Origin of the sequence: Bacillus sp. FSL K6-1012 (assembly GCF_037964915.1) — a bacterium.
GTDB classification, from domain to species: Bacteria; Bacillota; Bacilli; order Bacillales; family Bacillaceae; genus Bacillus; species Bacillus halotolerans.
Window position 1 is genome coordinate 474122 of record NZ_CP150175.1, and the last position, 15581, is coordinate 489702.

At 43.8% G+C, this 15581-nt stretch carries 17 protein-coding genes; 8 read left to right on the forward strand and 9 right to left on the reverse strand.

The genetic code is table 11. From position 1 onward, the window contains the following. Positions 1 to 101: 101 nt before the first annotated feature. Together NSS75_RS02465 and NSS75_RS02470 are read right to left on the reverse strand one after the other, a co-directional pair. Positions 102 to 782 carry an ABC transporter ATP-binding protein gene (locus NSS75_RS02465; protein WP_103671922.1) on the reverse strand — a complete coding sequence of 227 codons (681 nt, stop codon included), beginning with the start codon at positions 780 to 782 and terminating at the stop codon, positions 102 to 104. Positions 783 to 797: 15 nt separating this feature from the next. Beyond that, positions 798 to 2252 (reverse strand): ABC transporter permease, encoded by a 1455-nt coding sequence (locus NSS75_RS02470; RefSeq protein ID WP_326365678.1) that lies wholly within the window; start codon positions 2250 to 2252, stop codon positions 798 to 800. A 212-nt stretch (positions 2253 to 2464) separates the two neighbouring features. Between NSS75_RS02470 and NSS75_RS02475 the strand changes: the two genes are divergently transcribed. The 4 genes from NSS75_RS02475 to NSS75_RS02490 all read left to right on the forward strand — a co-directional run bounded on the left by NSS75_RS02475 (position 2465) and on the right by NSS75_RS02490 (position 5982). After that, on the forward strand, positions 2465 to 3148 hold the full coding sequence (locus NSS75_RS02475) for a response regulator transcription factor (protein ID WP_103671924.1): 684 nt from the start codon (positions 2465 to 2467) through the stop codon (positions 3146 to 3148). Continuing rightward, positions 3135 to 4559: a HAMP domain-containing sensor histidine kinase gene (locus NSS75_RS02480; protein WP_213418306.1), complete on the forward strand. Its 1425-nt coding sequence runs from the start codon at positions 3135 to 3137 to the stop codon at positions 4557 to 4559. Before NSS75_RS02475 ends, NSS75_RS02480 begins: the two co-directional genes overlap by 14 nt. Before the next feature lie 168 nt (positions 4560 to 4727). Then, positions 4728 to 5876, forward strand: coding sequence for a response regulator aspartate phosphatase RapC (gene rapC, locus NSS75_RS02485; protein ID WP_339235722.1), 1149 nt, complete (start codon positions 4728 to 4730; stop codon positions 5874 to 5876). Then, on the forward strand, positions 5860 to 5982 hold the full coding sequence (locus NSS75_RS02490) for a PhrC/PhrF family phosphatase-inhibitory pheromone (RefSeq protein ID WP_024120213.1): 123 nt from the start codon (positions 5860 to 5862) through the stop codon (positions 5980 to 5982). Before rapC ends, NSS75_RS02490 begins: the two co-directional genes overlap by 17 nt. A 104-nt stretch (positions 5983 to 6086) precedes the next feature. Here NSS75_RS02490 and NSS75_RS02495 read toward each other — a convergent pair whose 3' ends face one another. From NSS75_RS02495 to NSS75_RS02505, 3 genes are all read right to left on the reverse strand, one after another. Further along, positions 6087 to 6179, reverse strand: a complete 93-nt coding sequence (locus tag NSS75_RS02495) for a YjcZ family sporulation protein (RefSeq protein WP_024120214.1) — start codon at positions 6177 to 6179, stop codon at positions 6087 to 6089. A 146-nt stretch (positions 6180 to 6325) separates the two neighbouring features. Then, positions 6326 to 6436 (reverse strand): YjcZ family sporulation protein, encoded by a 111-nt coding sequence (locus NSS75_RS02500; protein ID WP_024120215.1) that lies wholly within the window; start codon positions 6434 to 6436, stop codon positions 6326 to 6328. A 150-nt stretch (positions 6437 to 6586) separates the two neighbouring features. Then, complete coding sequence (locus NSS75_RS02505) at positions 6587 to 7951, reverse strand: aspartate kinase (protein WP_101860981.1); 1365 nt, start codon at positions 7949 to 7951, stop codon at positions 6587 to 6589. A gap of 385 nt (positions 7952 to 8336) precedes the next feature. Here NSS75_RS02505 and yclN point away from each other — a divergent pair, with 385 nt between their 5' ends. The 4 genes from yclN to NSS75_RS02525 are packed head-to-tail and all read left to right on the forward strand — an operon-like array spanning position 8337 to position 11954. Then, positions 8337 to 9287: a petrobactin ABC transporter permease YclN gene (yclN, locus tag NSS75_RS02510; protein ID WP_010333025.1), complete on the forward strand. Its 951-nt coding sequence runs from the start codon at positions 8337 to 8339 to the stop codon at positions 9285 to 9287. Beyond that, positions 9280 to 10227 (forward strand): petrobactin ABC transporter permease YclO, encoded by a 948-nt coding sequence (gene yclO / locus NSS75_RS02515; RefSeq protein WP_024120217.1) that lies wholly within the window; start codon positions 9280 to 9282, stop codon positions 10225 to 10227. Before yclN ends, yclO begins: the two co-directional genes overlap by 8 nt. Continuing rightward, positions 10221 to 10979: a petrobactin ABC transporter ATP-binding protein YclP gene (gene yclP, locus NSS75_RS02520; RefSeq protein WP_024120218.1), complete on the forward strand. Its 759-nt coding sequence runs from the start codon at positions 10221 to 10223 to the stop codon at positions 10977 to 10979. The genes yclO and yclP overlap by 7 nt, the downstream gene beginning before the upstream one ends. Positions 10980 to 11000: 21 nt before the next feature. Next, positions 11001 to 11954 carry a siderophore ABC transporter substrate-binding protein gene (locus NSS75_RS02525; RefSeq protein WP_024120219.1) on the forward strand — a complete coding sequence of 318 codons (954 nt, stop codon included), beginning with the start codon at positions 11001 to 11003 and terminating at the stop codon, positions 11952 to 11954. A 48-nt stretch (positions 11955 to 12002) separates the two neighbouring features. Here NSS75_RS02525 and NSS75_RS02530 read toward each other — a convergent pair whose 3' ends face one another. From NSS75_RS02530 to NSS75_RS02545, 4 genes are all read right to left on the reverse strand, one after another. Then, complete coding sequence (locus NSS75_RS02530) at positions 12003 to 13421, reverse strand: MDR family MFS transporter (protein WP_095714088.1); 1419 nt, start codon at positions 13419 to 13421, stop codon at positions 12003 to 12005. An 18-nt stretch (positions 13422 to 13439) separates the two neighbouring features. Further along, positions 13440 to 14318, reverse strand: a complete 879-nt coding sequence (locus tag NSS75_RS02535; RefSeq protein ID WP_103671929.1) for a TetR/AcrR family transcriptional regulator — start codon at positions 14316 to 14318, stop codon at positions 13440 to 13442. A gap of 162 nt (positions 14319 to 14480) precedes the next feature. After that, a complete protein-coding gene (locus NSS75_RS02540; protein WP_010333031.1) occupies positions 14481 to 15230 on the reverse strand; it encodes an NADPH-dependent oxidoreductase in 750 nt (249 codons plus the stop codon). Positions 15231 to 15246: 16 nt separating this feature from the next. After that, on the reverse strand, positions 15247 to 15534 hold the full coding sequence (locus tag NSS75_RS02545) for a putative quinol monooxygenase (protein ID WP_003225015.1): 288 nt from the start codon (positions 15532 to 15534) through the stop codon (positions 15247 to 15249). Between the last annotated feature and the right edge of the window lie 47 nt (positions 15535 to 15581).

The window sequence follows — 15581 nt, forward strand, 5'->3', positions numbered from 1 at the left end:
AAGAGCGGGGGGATGCAGCCGCCGCTCTTTTTACATTCACTTCTATATAAAAGGGGGATATAGGTTGCGCCCCTGTCTGCACTGGCAGAGGCGCGTTTTTGTTATACGACTGCGGCGTTTTCCGTCACAGTAAAGCTTCCTCGTGAAAGTCTGATGGTAATGTCAGATACCTTTGCAATTTGTTCATCATGCGTCACCATGATGATGCATTTATTTTCTTTGTGCGCCAAATCCTGAAAGAGCCGCACAATTTCTTTTGACGTATCCTCGTCAAGGTTTCCGGTCGGTTCATCGGCTACGATCAAGTCCGTGTCACAGCAAAACGCTCTTGTAATGGAAACACGCTGCTGCTGTCCGCCGCTTAATGTCAGCACCTTTTGCCGGGCTTGTTTTTCATTGATGCCGACCTTCTCCAGCATCTCCAACGCATATGCTTCTTTATTCTTTTCCTTTGAACCTGTGATTTCCATGGCGGTTGTCACATTTTGAAGAGCTGTCATATATGGAAGCAGGTTGTACGCCTGAAAGACAATTGATACGTATTTATTTCTGAAATTCGTCAATCCGATTTTAGAAACAGCTTTTCCGCCATAAAGGATATGTCCTTCTTTAGGTGCGTCAAGTCCGCCTGCCAGAGACAGGAAGGTCGTTTTTCCTGTCCCTGAGGTGCCGACGATTGTATAAAATTTACCTTTTTCAAAGCTGATATTAATATCCTGAAACAAGGGCTGGCTTTTGTCTTTATACCAGTAGCCGACTTGTTGAAATTCTAATAAGCTCATTCGTTTCGCCTCTTTCTATTCCTGTTTTGTCAATATCGTTTTCGGGTGGAGCCGCAGTACTGAAATAGACGGCAGCAGCGTTGCAATGACAGCGATTAACATTCCGATTCCGCCGAGAACAAGCATATCGTTCATCGAAACTGCCACATTCAGTGAATCAATGACGTCCGCGTTTGAAGAGCTTTGGCCGAACATTCCGTGGCCCATGCCGCCCCCGCCGCCGGGCATTTGGCCGCTTGCGGTTTGTGTTGAATCAGTTGATGAACTGATCTGCTGGGATAAGAGCTGATTGCCGAGCTGGTTGGCGACCAGATTTCCAGTCACTGATGCAATGCCGATGGCCACAACTGCCACGATCAGAATCTCAGTTAAGAACTGGCCAATCAGCTTCCACCGTTTTTCACCGATAGCCATTAACACACCCATCTCATATTTGCGCTCTCTGATTGACATCATGACAATGAGGCCAAGAATGACAGCGCCTGCCACTGATACAAGGTACACAACGTTTTTAGAGAAAGAAGCTACATTTTCGATCGGGCCGACCATTTGCTGGTAAAGCTGATCGTTTGTATTTAAAGTAAACGTATCAAAGTCGATTGACGTTTTCTTCGCTGCTTTAACGAATGCATCAATATGTTCAGCATCGTCCATATCATAAACAGCTGAATCAATCGTGTTTTTATAATCGTCACCTTTCAGAGCCGCTGTTGCTGTGTAAGGTGTGTAAAGCTTATTGTAAGGATTTAAGAATGAGAAATTCTGGGCTTGGTCATCGCCTGAAGACGTTGTTTTATAAATACCGACAATCTTCAGTTTGAGTGTTGTATCTTCGTCTGTTGCTGATTCTATTGTGATGGAATCTCCAACGCTTACATCATTTTCTTCTGCTAATGTTTCATTGATCACTGTGACGTTTTTGCCGACATCAGATTTTGTAATCGCGCGGCCGTCTGTGATTTTTGAATCTCCGTCAGAGAATTCCTCTAACAGCGACGTGCTGATGACGCCTTCAATCGAAAGATCGGCTTGAACCATTTGTTTTCCGCCTTGCATTGGAGCGCCTTTTGTATCGCTTGAGCTTGAGTCTGTGCTCGAATCACTAGAGCTTGAGCTTTCAATCGCATCGAAGTTTCCGGCGTTGGCTGAAGCTGATGTAATGAAGTTGTAGCTCTTCACATGATCAAGCGCTGTCAGCTTATTGGCATCAGACACTTTTATCGGTGTAGATTCGAAGCTGCGTTTTTCACCGCTGTCCTGCTGCTTCTCCATTTGTTTTTGGCGGTCAACTTGAAGCGTAACGCTTCCGCCCAGCTCCTGTCTGGCAAGGTCGCTGGATTTTTGAGCTGCTGACTGGATCGTGAGGCCAGACAGAACAAATATACAAATCACTGTAAACACAAATAACTGCAAAAACGTTTTTCCTTTTTTGGCCTTCATGTTCCAAAAAGCCCGTTTGATAAAATTCATTTATGTTCCTCCGTATAGGTATTTTTATAGATAAGACCGCCTGTGAGGCAGGCCCGCTTGTTGATAAATTTATAGTAGTCCAAAGGTATGAAAAAAATATGAACAATCTATTTCTAGTTGATGAAATAAAAACTAACAATTGTGAAACCCAAAATTCTCTGTATAAAATGGTGCTATTATATAGAAAAGCATCAAAACAATCGGAGGATCCAATGAAAATTTTAATGATAGAAGATAACGTAAGTGTTTGTACGATGACAGAGATGTTCTTTTTTAAAGAAGGTTTTGAAGCTGAATTTGTTCATGACGGTTTAGAGGGGTATCAGCGCTTTGCTGAAGAGAATTGGGATTTGGTGATTCTGGATATTATGCTTCCGTCTATGGACGGCGTAACCATCTGCAGAAAAATAAGAGAGACAAGCACGGTTCCGATTATCATGCTGACTGCCAGAGACACCGAATCAGATCAGGTGATCGGCTTTGAGATGGGTGCGGACGATTATGTGACGAAGCCATTCAGCCCGCTGACATTGGTTGCCCGCATCAAAGCCGTGAACAGAAGATATCAGGCGACGGGCAAGGCGGCAGCGGAAGAAGATACGATTGAATCGGAATGCTTTAAAATTAATAAAAAGACGAGAGAAGTATTTTTAAATGGGGAGCCTGTTGTAAACCTCACGCCTAAGGAATTTGACCTGCTTTATTACCTTGTGCAGAACCCGCGGCAGGTGTTTTCCAGAGAGCAGCTGCTTGAGCAGGTATGGGGCTATCAGTTCTACGGAGACGAACGGACTGTCGATGTTCATATTAAACGGCTGCGGAAAAAGCTTGCAAGTGAGGAAAGGCCTTTCCTATATACTGTATGGGGAGTAGGGTATAAATTTGATGAGGATTAAATATTTATATCAGCTGCTGCTGAGCCATGTCAGCATATTAATTTTAGCATTTGTTATCATTATTTCTCTTTTTTCTCACTTTGTGAAAGAGTTTGCCTACCAAAATAAAGTAGAGGAACTGACGTCATATGCGGTGCAGATTGCAAGCGAATTTCAAACCGGCCAGGTTGATATGCGCCGGCTGTACCCATATCAGGATATATTACGCACAAGAAAGACACAGTTTATCATCTTTAATGAAGCACAGCAGCCTTATTTTCACCCTGAAGACTTTCACCCACGGGAAAAGCTGAAGAAAGCGGAGTGGGAGAAGCTGAAAAAAGGGCAGGTGGTCATGAACAAAGCGGATGGCCGTTTTAACGATGAGGTTTCCCTTGTTGCACAGCCGATTTTTGTTAACAATGAATTTAAAGGCGCGGTACTGCTGATTTCTCCAATCAGCGGCGTAGAGCAAATGATTAACCAGGTCAACCTCTATATGTTTTACGCGATAATCAGCACGCTTGTCATTACCATTCTCGTCAGCTGGCTGCTTTCCAAATTCCATGTGAAACGCATTCAAAAGCTGAGAGAAGCAACGGATAAAGTGGCTTCCGGCGACTATGACATCCACTTGGAAAACGGCTACCGGGATGAAATCGGGGTGCTGGCGTCTGACTTTAATATCATGGCGAAAAAATTAAAGCAGTCGAGGGATGAAATCGATCGGCTTGAGAAGCGGAGAAGGCAGTTTATTGCCGATGTATCCCATGAATTAAGAACGCCGCTGACAACCATTAACGGTTTGGTTGAAGGGCTGGACAGCAATACGATTCCAGAGGAGAATAAAGAAAAATGCTTCTCGCTCATCAGTGAGGAAACGAAGCGAATGCTGCGTCTCGTAAAAGAAAATCTCGATTACGAAAAAATCAGATCACAGCAAATCACTCTGAACAAGCTTGACGTTCCGCTGATTGAAGTATTCGAAATCATGAAAGAGCACCTTGAACAGCAGGCGGAAGAAAAGCAAAATAAGCTGATGATTCAGGTGGAGGACAGCGTGATCGTTCATGCCGACTATGACCGGTTAATTCAAATCCTCGTGAACATTACAAAAAACAGCATCCAATTTACGCAGCAAGGTGACATTTGGCTGCGGGGAACAGAAGGATATAAAGAGACCATTATCGAAATTGAAGATACGGGAATCGGCATTTCAAAAGAGGATATCGAGCATATTTGGGAGCGGTTCTACAAAGCTGATATTTCAAGAACGAACACGGCGTACGGAGAATACGGCCTCGGCCTCTCCATCGTCAAGCAGCTTGTTGAAATGCATCAAGGTACAATAGACATTAAGAGTGAACAAGGGAAAGGCACAACATTCATTATCCGCCTTCCTTTACCTGCAAAACAGCAATCAATCATGTAAGGCGGCGGCATATCGTCAGATGCTGCCGCCTTCTTTCTAATATCGCTTCGGTATTCCTATTTTAATTGCGTGCTCCCGAAATAAAGATTGCGTGTTTTTCGGGTTAGGACAGTCTGTAAACATGATAAAATATGACATAAACAGTTTTTGATGGGAGAGGGTGAAGGAATGAAGAGCGGGGTAATTCCTTCTTCAGCGGTCGGTCAAAAAATTAACGAGTGGTACAAATATATCCGGACCTTCAGCGTGCCGGATGCCGAGGTGCTAAAAGCTGAAATCCAGCAGGAACTGAAACACATGCAGCATGATTCCAACTTGCTGTTATATTACTCACTAATGGAATTTCGCCACCAGCTTATGCTTGATTATCTCGAGCCGCTGGAGAAATTAAATATCGAAGACCAGCCAAGCCTGTCTGAATTATCACGAAATATAGACAGCAACCAAGCTGATCTGAAAGGGCTTCTCGATTATTATGTGAATTTTTTCCGCGGAATGTATGAGTTTGATAAGCGGGAATTTATTTCTGCCATTACATATTACAAACAGGCGGAGAAAAAACTTTCTTTTGTTTCCGATCATATTGAACGGGCTGAATTTTATTTTAAAATCGCGGAAGCTTATTATTATATGAAGCAAACGTACTTTTCATTGATTCATATCAAAAATGCATATGAAATTTATGTAGAGCAGGAAACCTACAATGTTCGGATTATCCAATGCCATTTCGTGTTCGGGGTTAACCTTATGGATGAGAGAAATTTTGAACAAGCCGCACGGCATTTCAAATTGGCGCTGGAGATGGCGGAAGCGGAACAAAAAGCCCAATTGGTCGGAAGAGCATTTTATAATTTAGGGCTGTGTTATTACAATCAAGACCTCCTCGACCCTGCCATTGAACATTTTGAGAAAGCGGTTTCCACTTTTGAAACCAGCAGAATCACCAATTCTCTGCCTCAAGCATATTTTTTAATAACACTTATTTATTATAAACGCGGAAAACATGAGAAGGCCTCGGAATATCACAGGAGGGGCTATGAATATGCTAAAGAAACAGACGATGCAGATTACGCGGTAAAATTTGAGTTTTTACAATCCCTATATCAGGCACAGCCCAATACAGAAGGAATCGAACGATGTTTCCGATATTTAAAAAATAAAAATATGTATGCTGATATAGAGGATTTAGGCCTAGAAGTAGCAAAATATTACTATGAACAAAAATGGTTTGAACTGTCTGCTTCCTACTTTCTTAGAGTTGAAGAGGCAAGAAAACAAATACAAAGGAGTGAAGGTTTGTATGAAATTGAAATCTAAGTTATTTGTTATTTGTTTGGCTGCAGCAGCTGTTTTTACAGCGGTTGGCGTCTCTGAACATGCTGAAGCATCCGACTTTCATGTCACAGAAAGAGGAATGACGTAAGAACCAGGCCCCTTCTCAATACGAGAAGGGGTTTTCTTTTAAAGAAACAGCAACGCAGGATATGGACCTTACGGCGCCGCCTGATTCATGGAGATTCCTTTTTCTTAGTAGCCTCCGTTAAAAAACGCAGTTCCCACGATAATTAAGAGGATAAATAACACAACAATCAAAGCAAAAGAGTTTCCGTAACCAGACATCTGTGCCACCTCCTTGTGAGATTACTTTATGATATGCTGCATAAACGCGGCGGACAGGGCTTTCAGGATATAGATTGAAAAATAAAGAAAACAACTAAAAAACGCCGCATGACAATGATATTGTCTTACGGCGCTGTACTGCAGACTTAGAAGCCTCTTGTAAATGCAGTACCTACGATAATCAATAGAATAAACAATACAACGATCAAAGCGAAAGAACCGATGCCGTAACCGCCGCCGTTAGCGTATCCTGACATAAGGCTTCACCTCCCTATGATGGATACTACAAAATATGCGGACATGGCCGGATTGATAGGGATAATAGTGACAAGGCAAAAAATGAACAATGAGGCTATCGCGGCGGGCAATATAAAAAGCGGGCCCTGCCGCCCGCTTTTATGTATAGATTAAGAGACCAGCACACCCGCGAAAAACTCCCGGTATAATGCTTGGACGGCTTTTCTTGCTTCGGCTTCCTTTACGCCGAACATCATGCTCACTTCAGAAGATCCTTGGTTAATCATTTCGATATTTACTTTCGCCTCTGATAAGGCTTTGGCCGCTCTTGCCGTTGTGCCGACATTATGGCGCATTGCTTCTCCTACAACCATAATCAGCGCCAGATTGTGCTCGACAATGACTTCATCGGCATGAAGGTTCTCTTTAATCTGCTTCATTACGCTTCGTTCGGCCGAAGCATCCATTTGGCCCTGTCTTAAGATGATCGTCATGTCATCAATTCCCGATGGAACATGCTCATACGTCAAACCGTGTTCTTCTAGGATTTGAAGGGCTCTGCGGCCAAACCCGATTTCTCTGTTCATTAAATACTTGCTGATATAAATGCTGCAAAAGCCGGTATCGCTGGCAATGCCGACGACAGGACCGTTAGTGTTATCACGTTTGCTGACGACGCGTGTTCCGTTCGCCGACGGGTTGTTCGTATTTTTGATCTGTACGGGAATGCCCGCTCTGAAGGCCGGAATGAGCGCTTCATCATGAAACACTGAAAAGCCTGCGTACGACAGCTCGCGCATCTCTCTGTATGTCAGCTCGTGGATTTCCTTCGGGTTCTCAACAATGGAAGGATTAACAGAGTACACGGCATCTACATCAGTAAAGTTTTCGTACAGATCGGCCTGAAGACCGTTGGCCAAAATGGAGCCTGTAATATCAGAACCGCTCCGTGAGAATGTCATCACATCGCCATCCTTGCTGAACCCGAAAAAGCCGGGGAATATGATGAGGCCTTCACGCTCTCTCAGCTGAAAGAGATTTTGATACGATTCAGGCAGCACCTGCGCGTTGCCGGGTTCGTTTGTTACAAAAAGGCCGGCATCCTTCGGGTTCACATATTCCGCTTTCACGCCTTTGTGGCGGAAATAAGCGGCAATCAGCTTAGCGTTGTTATCCTCACCGCTTGCTTTGACTGCGTCCAAATATTGTACGGGATTGCTTTTATCTCCTTCTAAAAGCGTAAACAAATCATCACGGATTTTTTCTATAATACACGGCTCAAGCTGAAGCTCATTTGCGATCAGAGCATACCGTTCAATGACTGCTTCCGCCAGTTCAGGGGCGCTGCCGGATGATAAATACTGTTCAGCACATGCGATTAAGAGATCAGTCACTTTCGTATCCTCGGAATAGCGTTTGCCCGGAGCCGAAACCACTACAGCTTTGCGTGCGGGATCTGAGGTTACGATTTGAAACACCTTTTCAAGCTGTGCGCCTGAAGCGAGTGAACTGCCTCCGAATTTAACGACCTTCATGTTTACATCTCCTAATGTTTAAAATTTTCACACAAATTTAGTATTTATTATCCCTCTTTCAGTTCTGTAAATCAAGGAGAAATTTCTTTGTGGAATGAACATTTGTATTTATAGGGAGGAATTATGTCAGGTCTGATGACGAAGCTGATGCATAGTGAAGATAAATATGGTAAACAGACTAACGATTTGTGATGGGAAATGGTTTGAATGATTAGTAAAATTGAATAGATAACGAAGTTAATATTTTTAAAGAATATTGACTAACACTAGAAAAATGGTAATATGTAAATGATAATGATAATCAATTACTATATGGCTATATTGTTTTGAGTCCTTGCGGAGTAGGAGATACGTTCTTTTTGCTGTGAGGATGTAAGGAGGCAGCATGAAGCTACGTTACTTATTTTTTCTACTTATCATATTAGCAGTCACTTCTGTATTTATCGGCGTAGAAGATCTGTCGCCGCTTGATCTCTTTGATTTAAGCAAAGAAGAGGCGTCAACGCTCTTTGCCAGCCGTTTGCCGCGGCTGATCAGCATTCTAATCGCGGGCATGAGCATGAGCATCTGCGGACTGATTATGCAGCAGATCACCAGAAACAAATTCGTGTCACCGACAACGGCCGGCACGATGGACTGGGCGAGGCTGGGAATCTTAATATCCTTGCTTCTGTTTACATCGGCAAGTCCTTTAATGAAAATGCTGATTGCTTTTGTCTTTGCTTTAGTCGGCAATTTTCTGTTTATGAAAATTCTTGAAAGAATCAAGTTTAACGACACCATCTTTATTCCGCTAGTCGGTTTAATGCTCGGGAATATCGTCAGCTCAATCGCGACGTTTATCGCGTATAAATATGACCTGATCCAGAACGTGTCATCATGGCTTCAGGGGGATTTCTCCTTAGTTGTGAAAGGGAGATACGAGCTTCTTTATCTGAGTATTCCGCTTGTCATCATTGCCTATGTTTATGCGGATAAATTTACAGTGGCGGGTATGGGAGAAAGCTTTTCTGTCAACCTCGGCCTCAAGTATAAACGGGTTGTGAACATCGGGCTCATTATCGTATCCCTGATTACGTCACTTGTCATTTTGACTGTCGGTATGCTTCCGTTTCTCGGTTTAATCATCCCGAACATTGTATCGATCTACAGAGGAGACAACCTGAAAAACAGCCTGCCGCACACTGCGCTGCTGGGAGCGGTTTTTGTTCTGTTTTGCGATATATTGGGCAGAGTCATTATCTTCCCATATGAAATCTCGATTGGTCTGATGGTCGGAATCATCGGCAGCGGCATTTTCCTGTTTATGCTGTTAAGGAGAAAAGCGTATGCGTAACCAGATGAAAATTGCGTTGCTCGTTGGTATAGCCGTTGTATGTATCGGTTTGTTTCTGTTTTATGACTTAGGCAATTGGGATTACACACTGCCAAGAAGAATCAAAAAAGTCGCTGCCATTATGCTGACAGGCGGAGCGATTGCGTTTTCGACGATGATCTTCCAAACCATCTCGAATAACCGCATCCTGACGCCCAGCATTTTAGGCCTTGATTCTCTCTATATGCTGATTCAGACCGTCATCATCTTTTTGTTCGGTTCTATGAATATCGTAATCATGAATAAAAACATCAACTTCATCATCTCTGTTTTGCTGATGGTGCTGTTTTCTTTTGTTCTCTATCAGATCATGTTCAAAGGTGAGGGGAAAAATATCTTCTTTCTTCTGCTCATCGGAATCGTGTTCGGCACGCTGTTCAGCAGCCTGTCTTCCTTTATGCAGATGCTGATTGATCCGAATGAGTTTCAGGTTGTGCAGGACAAAATGTTTGCCAGCTTTAACAACATCAACACTGATTTGTTATGGCTCGCCTTCATCATCTTCCTGCTGACCGGTATCTATGTCTGGCGTTTCACGAAATTTTTTGACGTGCTGTCACTCGGCCGTGAACACGCCGTCAATTTGGGCATTAACTACGACAAAGTTGTCAAACAGATGCTGATCGTGATCGCGATCCTTGTTTCTGTTTCTACAGCGCTTGTCGGCCCGATTATGTTCTTGGGGCTTCTCGTTGTCAACCTGGCGAGAGAATTTCTGAAAACATATAAGCATTCGTACTTAATCGCAGGTTCTGTTTTAATCAGCATTATTGCGTTAGTCGGGGGACAGTTTGTGGTTGAGAAAGTATTCACCTTCTCAACGACGCTGAGCGTTATTATTAATTTTGCCGGCGGGATTTATTTTATCTACTTGCTGTTAAAGGAGAATAAATCATGGTAGAGGTCAAAAATGTTAGCAAACAATATGGAGGGAAAGTTGTCCTTGAAGAGACGTCAGTCACGATTCAAAAAGGCAAAATCACCTCGTTTATCGGTCCTAACGGCGCCGGCAAAAGTACGCTGCTGTCTATTATGAGCCGCCTGACCAAAAAGGATTCCGGTGAGATTTTCATAGACGGAGAAGAGATCGGAACCTGCGACAGCAAAGAGCTTGCCAAAAAAATGAGTATTTTAAAGCAGGCGAACCAAATCAATATCAGACTGACCATCAAAGACCTTGTCAGTTTCGGCAGATTCCCTTATTCACAGGGCCGGCTGACAGAGGAAGACTGGGTTCATATCAACCAGGCGCTCAGTTATATGAAGCTGGAGGAGATTCAGGATAAGTACTTGGATCAGCTGAGCGGCGGACAGTGCCAAAGGGCTTTTATCGCAATGGTCATTGCCCAGGACACGGACTACATTTTTCTGGATGAGCCGCTGAACAACCTGGATATGAAACATTCAGTTGAAATTATGAAGCTTCTGAAGAGGCTGGTAGAGGAGCTTGGAAAAACAATCGTGATCGTAATTCACGATATCAACTTTGCTTCCGTCTACTCCGATCATATTGTTGCTTTGAAAAACGGCCGAATCGTAAAAGAGGGGCCGCCGGAGGAGATGATTGAAACCTCTGTGCTTGAAGAAATCTACGATATGACCATCCCGATTCAGACGATTGATAACCAAAGAATAGGTGTTTATTTTTCTTAATATACAGAAGAGGTGAAGAGCATGAAAAAGTTTGCAATTCTATTCATCGCATTGGTGACGGCTGTTGTCATTTCCGCTTGCGGAAACCAAAGCTCAAGCAGCAAAGGTTCTGACACGAAGAAAGAACAAATGACGGTGAAACACCAGCTGGACAAAAACGGCACAAAAGTGACAAAGAACCCTAAAAAAGTCGTTGTATTTGATTTAGGAAGCTTAGATACATTAGATAAATTAGGTCTTGATGATAAAGTAGCGGGCCTGCCGAAACAAGCCCTTCCTAAATATCTGTCCAAATTCAAAGATGATAAATATGCTGATGTCGGAAGCTTAAAAGAGCCAGACTTTGAAAAAGTAGCGGATTTAGAGCCTGACCTGATCATTATCTCTGGCAGACAATCTGAGTCCTACAAAGAATTCTCTAATATTGCACCGACCATTTACCTTGGCGTAGATACAGCGAACTACATGGAATCATTTAAATCAGATGCACAAACAATCGGTAAAATCTTTGATAAAGAAGATGAAGTAAAAGACGAGCTCGCAACAATTGATAACTCAATTGCGGATCTTAAGAAAACAGCTGAAAAGAAAAACAAAAACGGCCTTGTGATTATGGCGAACGACGGAAAAATCAGCGCGTTCGGATCTAAATCAAGATACGGGCTGATCCACGACGTATTCGGCGTGACACCGGCTGATAAAAATATCAAAGCATCTACTCACGGACAAAGCGTTTCATATGAGTATATTTCAAAAACAAACCCTGATTACCTGTTTGTTATTGACCGCGGTACAGCAATCGGAGAAACATCATCTACAAAACAAGTCGTTGAAAACGACTATGTGAAAAACGTAAACGCCGTGAAAAATAATCATGTCGTTTACCTTGATTCAGCTACTTGGTACTTATCAGGAGGCGGACTTGAGTCAATGACGCAAATGATTAAAGAAGTGAAAGACGGGTTAGAGAAGTAAAACCAAAAAGAGCCTCCGCTCTCAAAGCGGGGCTCTTTTTTTATAGGATCAGCGTGCCGGCTGCTGTTCGGCAGGGCGCTGAGGTTTCTTTAATGTAAAGGATAGAAGTAAGCCGGCAAGCGCGATGCAGGCTGCCACGATAAAAGCGGCGTTCATGCCGTGCAGAGCGGCGTGTTTCACATTTGTGGTTCCTGCATGTGCCGCCTGGTTGCTCATCACGGATACCAGGAGAGCAGTTCCGATGGAGCCGCCGACTTGGCGAACCGTATTGTTCATCGCTGTTCCGTGCGGAATCAGGTGGCGCGGCAGCGCATTGATTCCGGCTGTTGTCACAGGCATCATAATCATCGCTGTCCCTAAGAGACGAACGGTATATAAAACGACAATCCAAGCCAGTGACGTATGGTCAGTCAGCTGCATAAACGGAAGTGATGTCAGGAAGATGATACAGAAACCTGCAATCGCCAGGCCTCTTCCGCCGACACGGTCAAAAATTCTTCCGATAATCGGTGACATGAAGCCCATTACAATGGCTCCCGGAAGAAGCATAAGCCCTGTATCAAAGGCTGTGACGTCTCTGACGTTTTGTGTATACAGCGGCAGAATTGTTTCTGTACCAATTAATAATGCAAAGACAAGGGTTCCCAGCAGGGTTGTTAAGCTGAAGATACCAAACGTAAATACGCGGAATTCCAGCATCGGTTTTTCAAGCTTCATCTGTCTTGTAATAAATAAGAGCAGCGCGATCACGCCCACTAGCAGTGAAATCAGAACCGTTGAGCTGGTCCATCCGTAAGAGCCGACGCTTGAGAAGCCATAGAGCAGTCCGCCAAATCCAAGTGTCGACAGGATAACTGATAAAATATCAATCTGTGTTTTTCTTAATGTCGTCACGTTTTTCATAAGAATGATAGCGAGAAGCAAATCGATCACGGCAAACGGAAGAATGATATAAAACAATGATCTCCATGAGAAAGCTTCTACTGCCCATCCTGAAAGAGTCGGTCCGATCGCAGGCGCGAAGGAGATGACCAATCCGACCATACCCATAGCCTGGCCGCGCTTTTCAATCGGAAAGATCGTTAAAAATACTGTCTGCATGAGCGGCATCATAATGCCGGCTCCGGCTGCCTGAATGATACGGGCCGCCAGCAGAACCGGAAAGTTCGGGGCAAACGTGCCGACGATTGTTCCGGCAGTGAAAATACTCATCGCCGTAATGAGAAGCGTACGGCTCGTGAATTTTTCAATTAAAAACGCAGTAATCGGAATTAAAATACCGTTCGTTAACATAAATGAAGTCGTCAGCCATTGGGCTTGGTTTGCATCTATATGAAAATCCCTCATGATATGGGGGAGAGCGGTAATTAACAGTGTCTGGTTCAAAATGGCGACAAACGCCCCGGCTAACAAAATGCCGACAATGACAGAACGGTTAAACGGTTTTTTTTCAATACTTGTGTCCAATAAGATCCCTTCTTTTCTTTAAGTAATTAACAGTGTTTTTAACATAGAAATTTGCTGTGTTAAAACACCGGTTTGTTCCAGATAGCCAATCAGTGATTTCAGTAAAAAGGCGCGGGGCTCTTCCTTTTTTGCTTCCTCTTCCAGCATGGCTGCAGCGGATGTCAGCTCATCGATATCATAATCCGCGGCGGGCAGGGAAGAGATGCCTTTATGTAATTCTTTCAGGCTTTCTGATAACAGGAGTGATTTATCCTTTGGCTGGTAGGAGGACGCCGATTGGATATAAAGCTCGATGGTCTCAGGCGGAAGCAGGGACTGCCGTGTTTCTCTGTTTTTGACAATCTGATTGAGGGTGCTGATGATAAACGCTGCGATCGGGTCAAGCTCAAGCGGTTTTTCCTCTATTTTGATCAGCATTAAAAACTCACGCATCATGCCGTGAAGAATGATCACTAAATCCCATACAAACGGGAGAATGGTTTCTCCATACGCCTGGATCAGCGAATCGCGGTGCCAGCAGATAATCGTTGATCTGGTCTGATGGATATGCTGTTTTACACGGTCATTGTGCAGCTTGGGGTTTCCGTAGGTCAGCATATTAAAAAACTGCTGATTCCGCCTGAATCCTTCCAGCTCCATTTTGACCTTTTGAATCAAACGCTCCTCCGGTGTCAGTGCGGTATTTTCCTGCAGTCTTGATGCCGCGGCCACCATTTGCTTCTGGTTAAACGTCAGCAGCTCCAAAAGCAAATCTTCCTTCGACTGAAACAGCTTATATATCGAAGCTTTTGATATCTTACATTCTTCTGCGATTGCCTGCATGGAAACCGACGTAAAATCCTTTTCAGAAAAAAGCTTCCGCGCGGCTAACAAGATTTCTGTTTTTTTATCAAGCATCTCATGGCTTCCTTCTTTCTTGAACAATAGAAAACCCATTGGTTCACAGAAAACCAATGAGTAACATTGATAAAATTTTACCAAATAAACAAAATGAAAGTCAATGGATTTTATCCGGACAAATAAAAAGGCCTGCCGGAATTCCGACAGGCCGGGTGAGGCTTATTTTTCAACTTTAAACCCTTGTTTTTCGAGCATTTCACGAATATGCGGATAGTACAGGCGCTCATAGTATGAGGCGATCCCTTGTGACCAGTTTCGTGTTTCTTTTCCGTTGGTCCGGTTTTTCATGTATTCGGCCATTTGTTCATCATATGACTGAATGTGTGATGTCAGCTCGTCCTGCTGCAAATACGTTTCTTTATGATAAACTGCTGCCTTTGGAAGACGAGGTTTTTTCGCTGAACGATCAGCAGGATGGCCGATGACAAGACCTGATACAGGGAACACGTATTTCGGAAGCTGAAGCAGCTCGATCAATTCATTTGGGTTTCCGCGAACTGCGCCGATCGGAACAGTGCCAAGACCGAGTGATTCAGCTGCCGCAGTCGCCGTGCCAAGTGCGATGCCGGCATCTACAGCGCCGACAAGAACGGATTCTAAACCGTTTGTGATTTCCATGTTGAAGTCATGCAGATCTTCAAGCGCAATTTTTGCCCGGTTGAAGTCTGCGCAGAAAAGCAAGAAAACCGGAGCTTGGTCAATCCAAGGCTGTCCGCCCGCCAGTTCGGAGATTTTCTTTTTCCGCTCTTTATCCTGAATTGCGATGACGGTCACTTGCTGCCCATTGATAGAAGTAGGGGCTGATTGCACCGCTTGTATAATATGGTCTAGCTGCTCTTCTGACACTGGCTCATCCGTATAGCTGCGGATGGAGCGGTGGTCTGTTAATGATTTGATTACTTCGTTCATGTGAGACATCCTTTCTTTACTCACTGAGCTCTGTGCGGACAACATCAAGAGGAGCGCTCAGCAGTTCTTTGCCTTTTGCTACAAATCCTTGGAAATGCGCAGTTTCATTGTGAGATTTCATCGCCGCTTCATCTTTCCATTGTTCAAGCATCACAAATGTATTTTCTTCGCCTACTTTTTCAAAAAGGTCGTATTGGGCGTTGCCTTCCTCGGCTCTTGAATGTTGAACCAGTGATTGTGCCTCGCTCAAGAATTCTTCGCGTTTTTCGGGTTTTACTTTGATATAAGCTTGTAATACGATCATGTAAATCTCCTCCATTTGTCTTTAAAATTTATTGTTCGAATTTGATC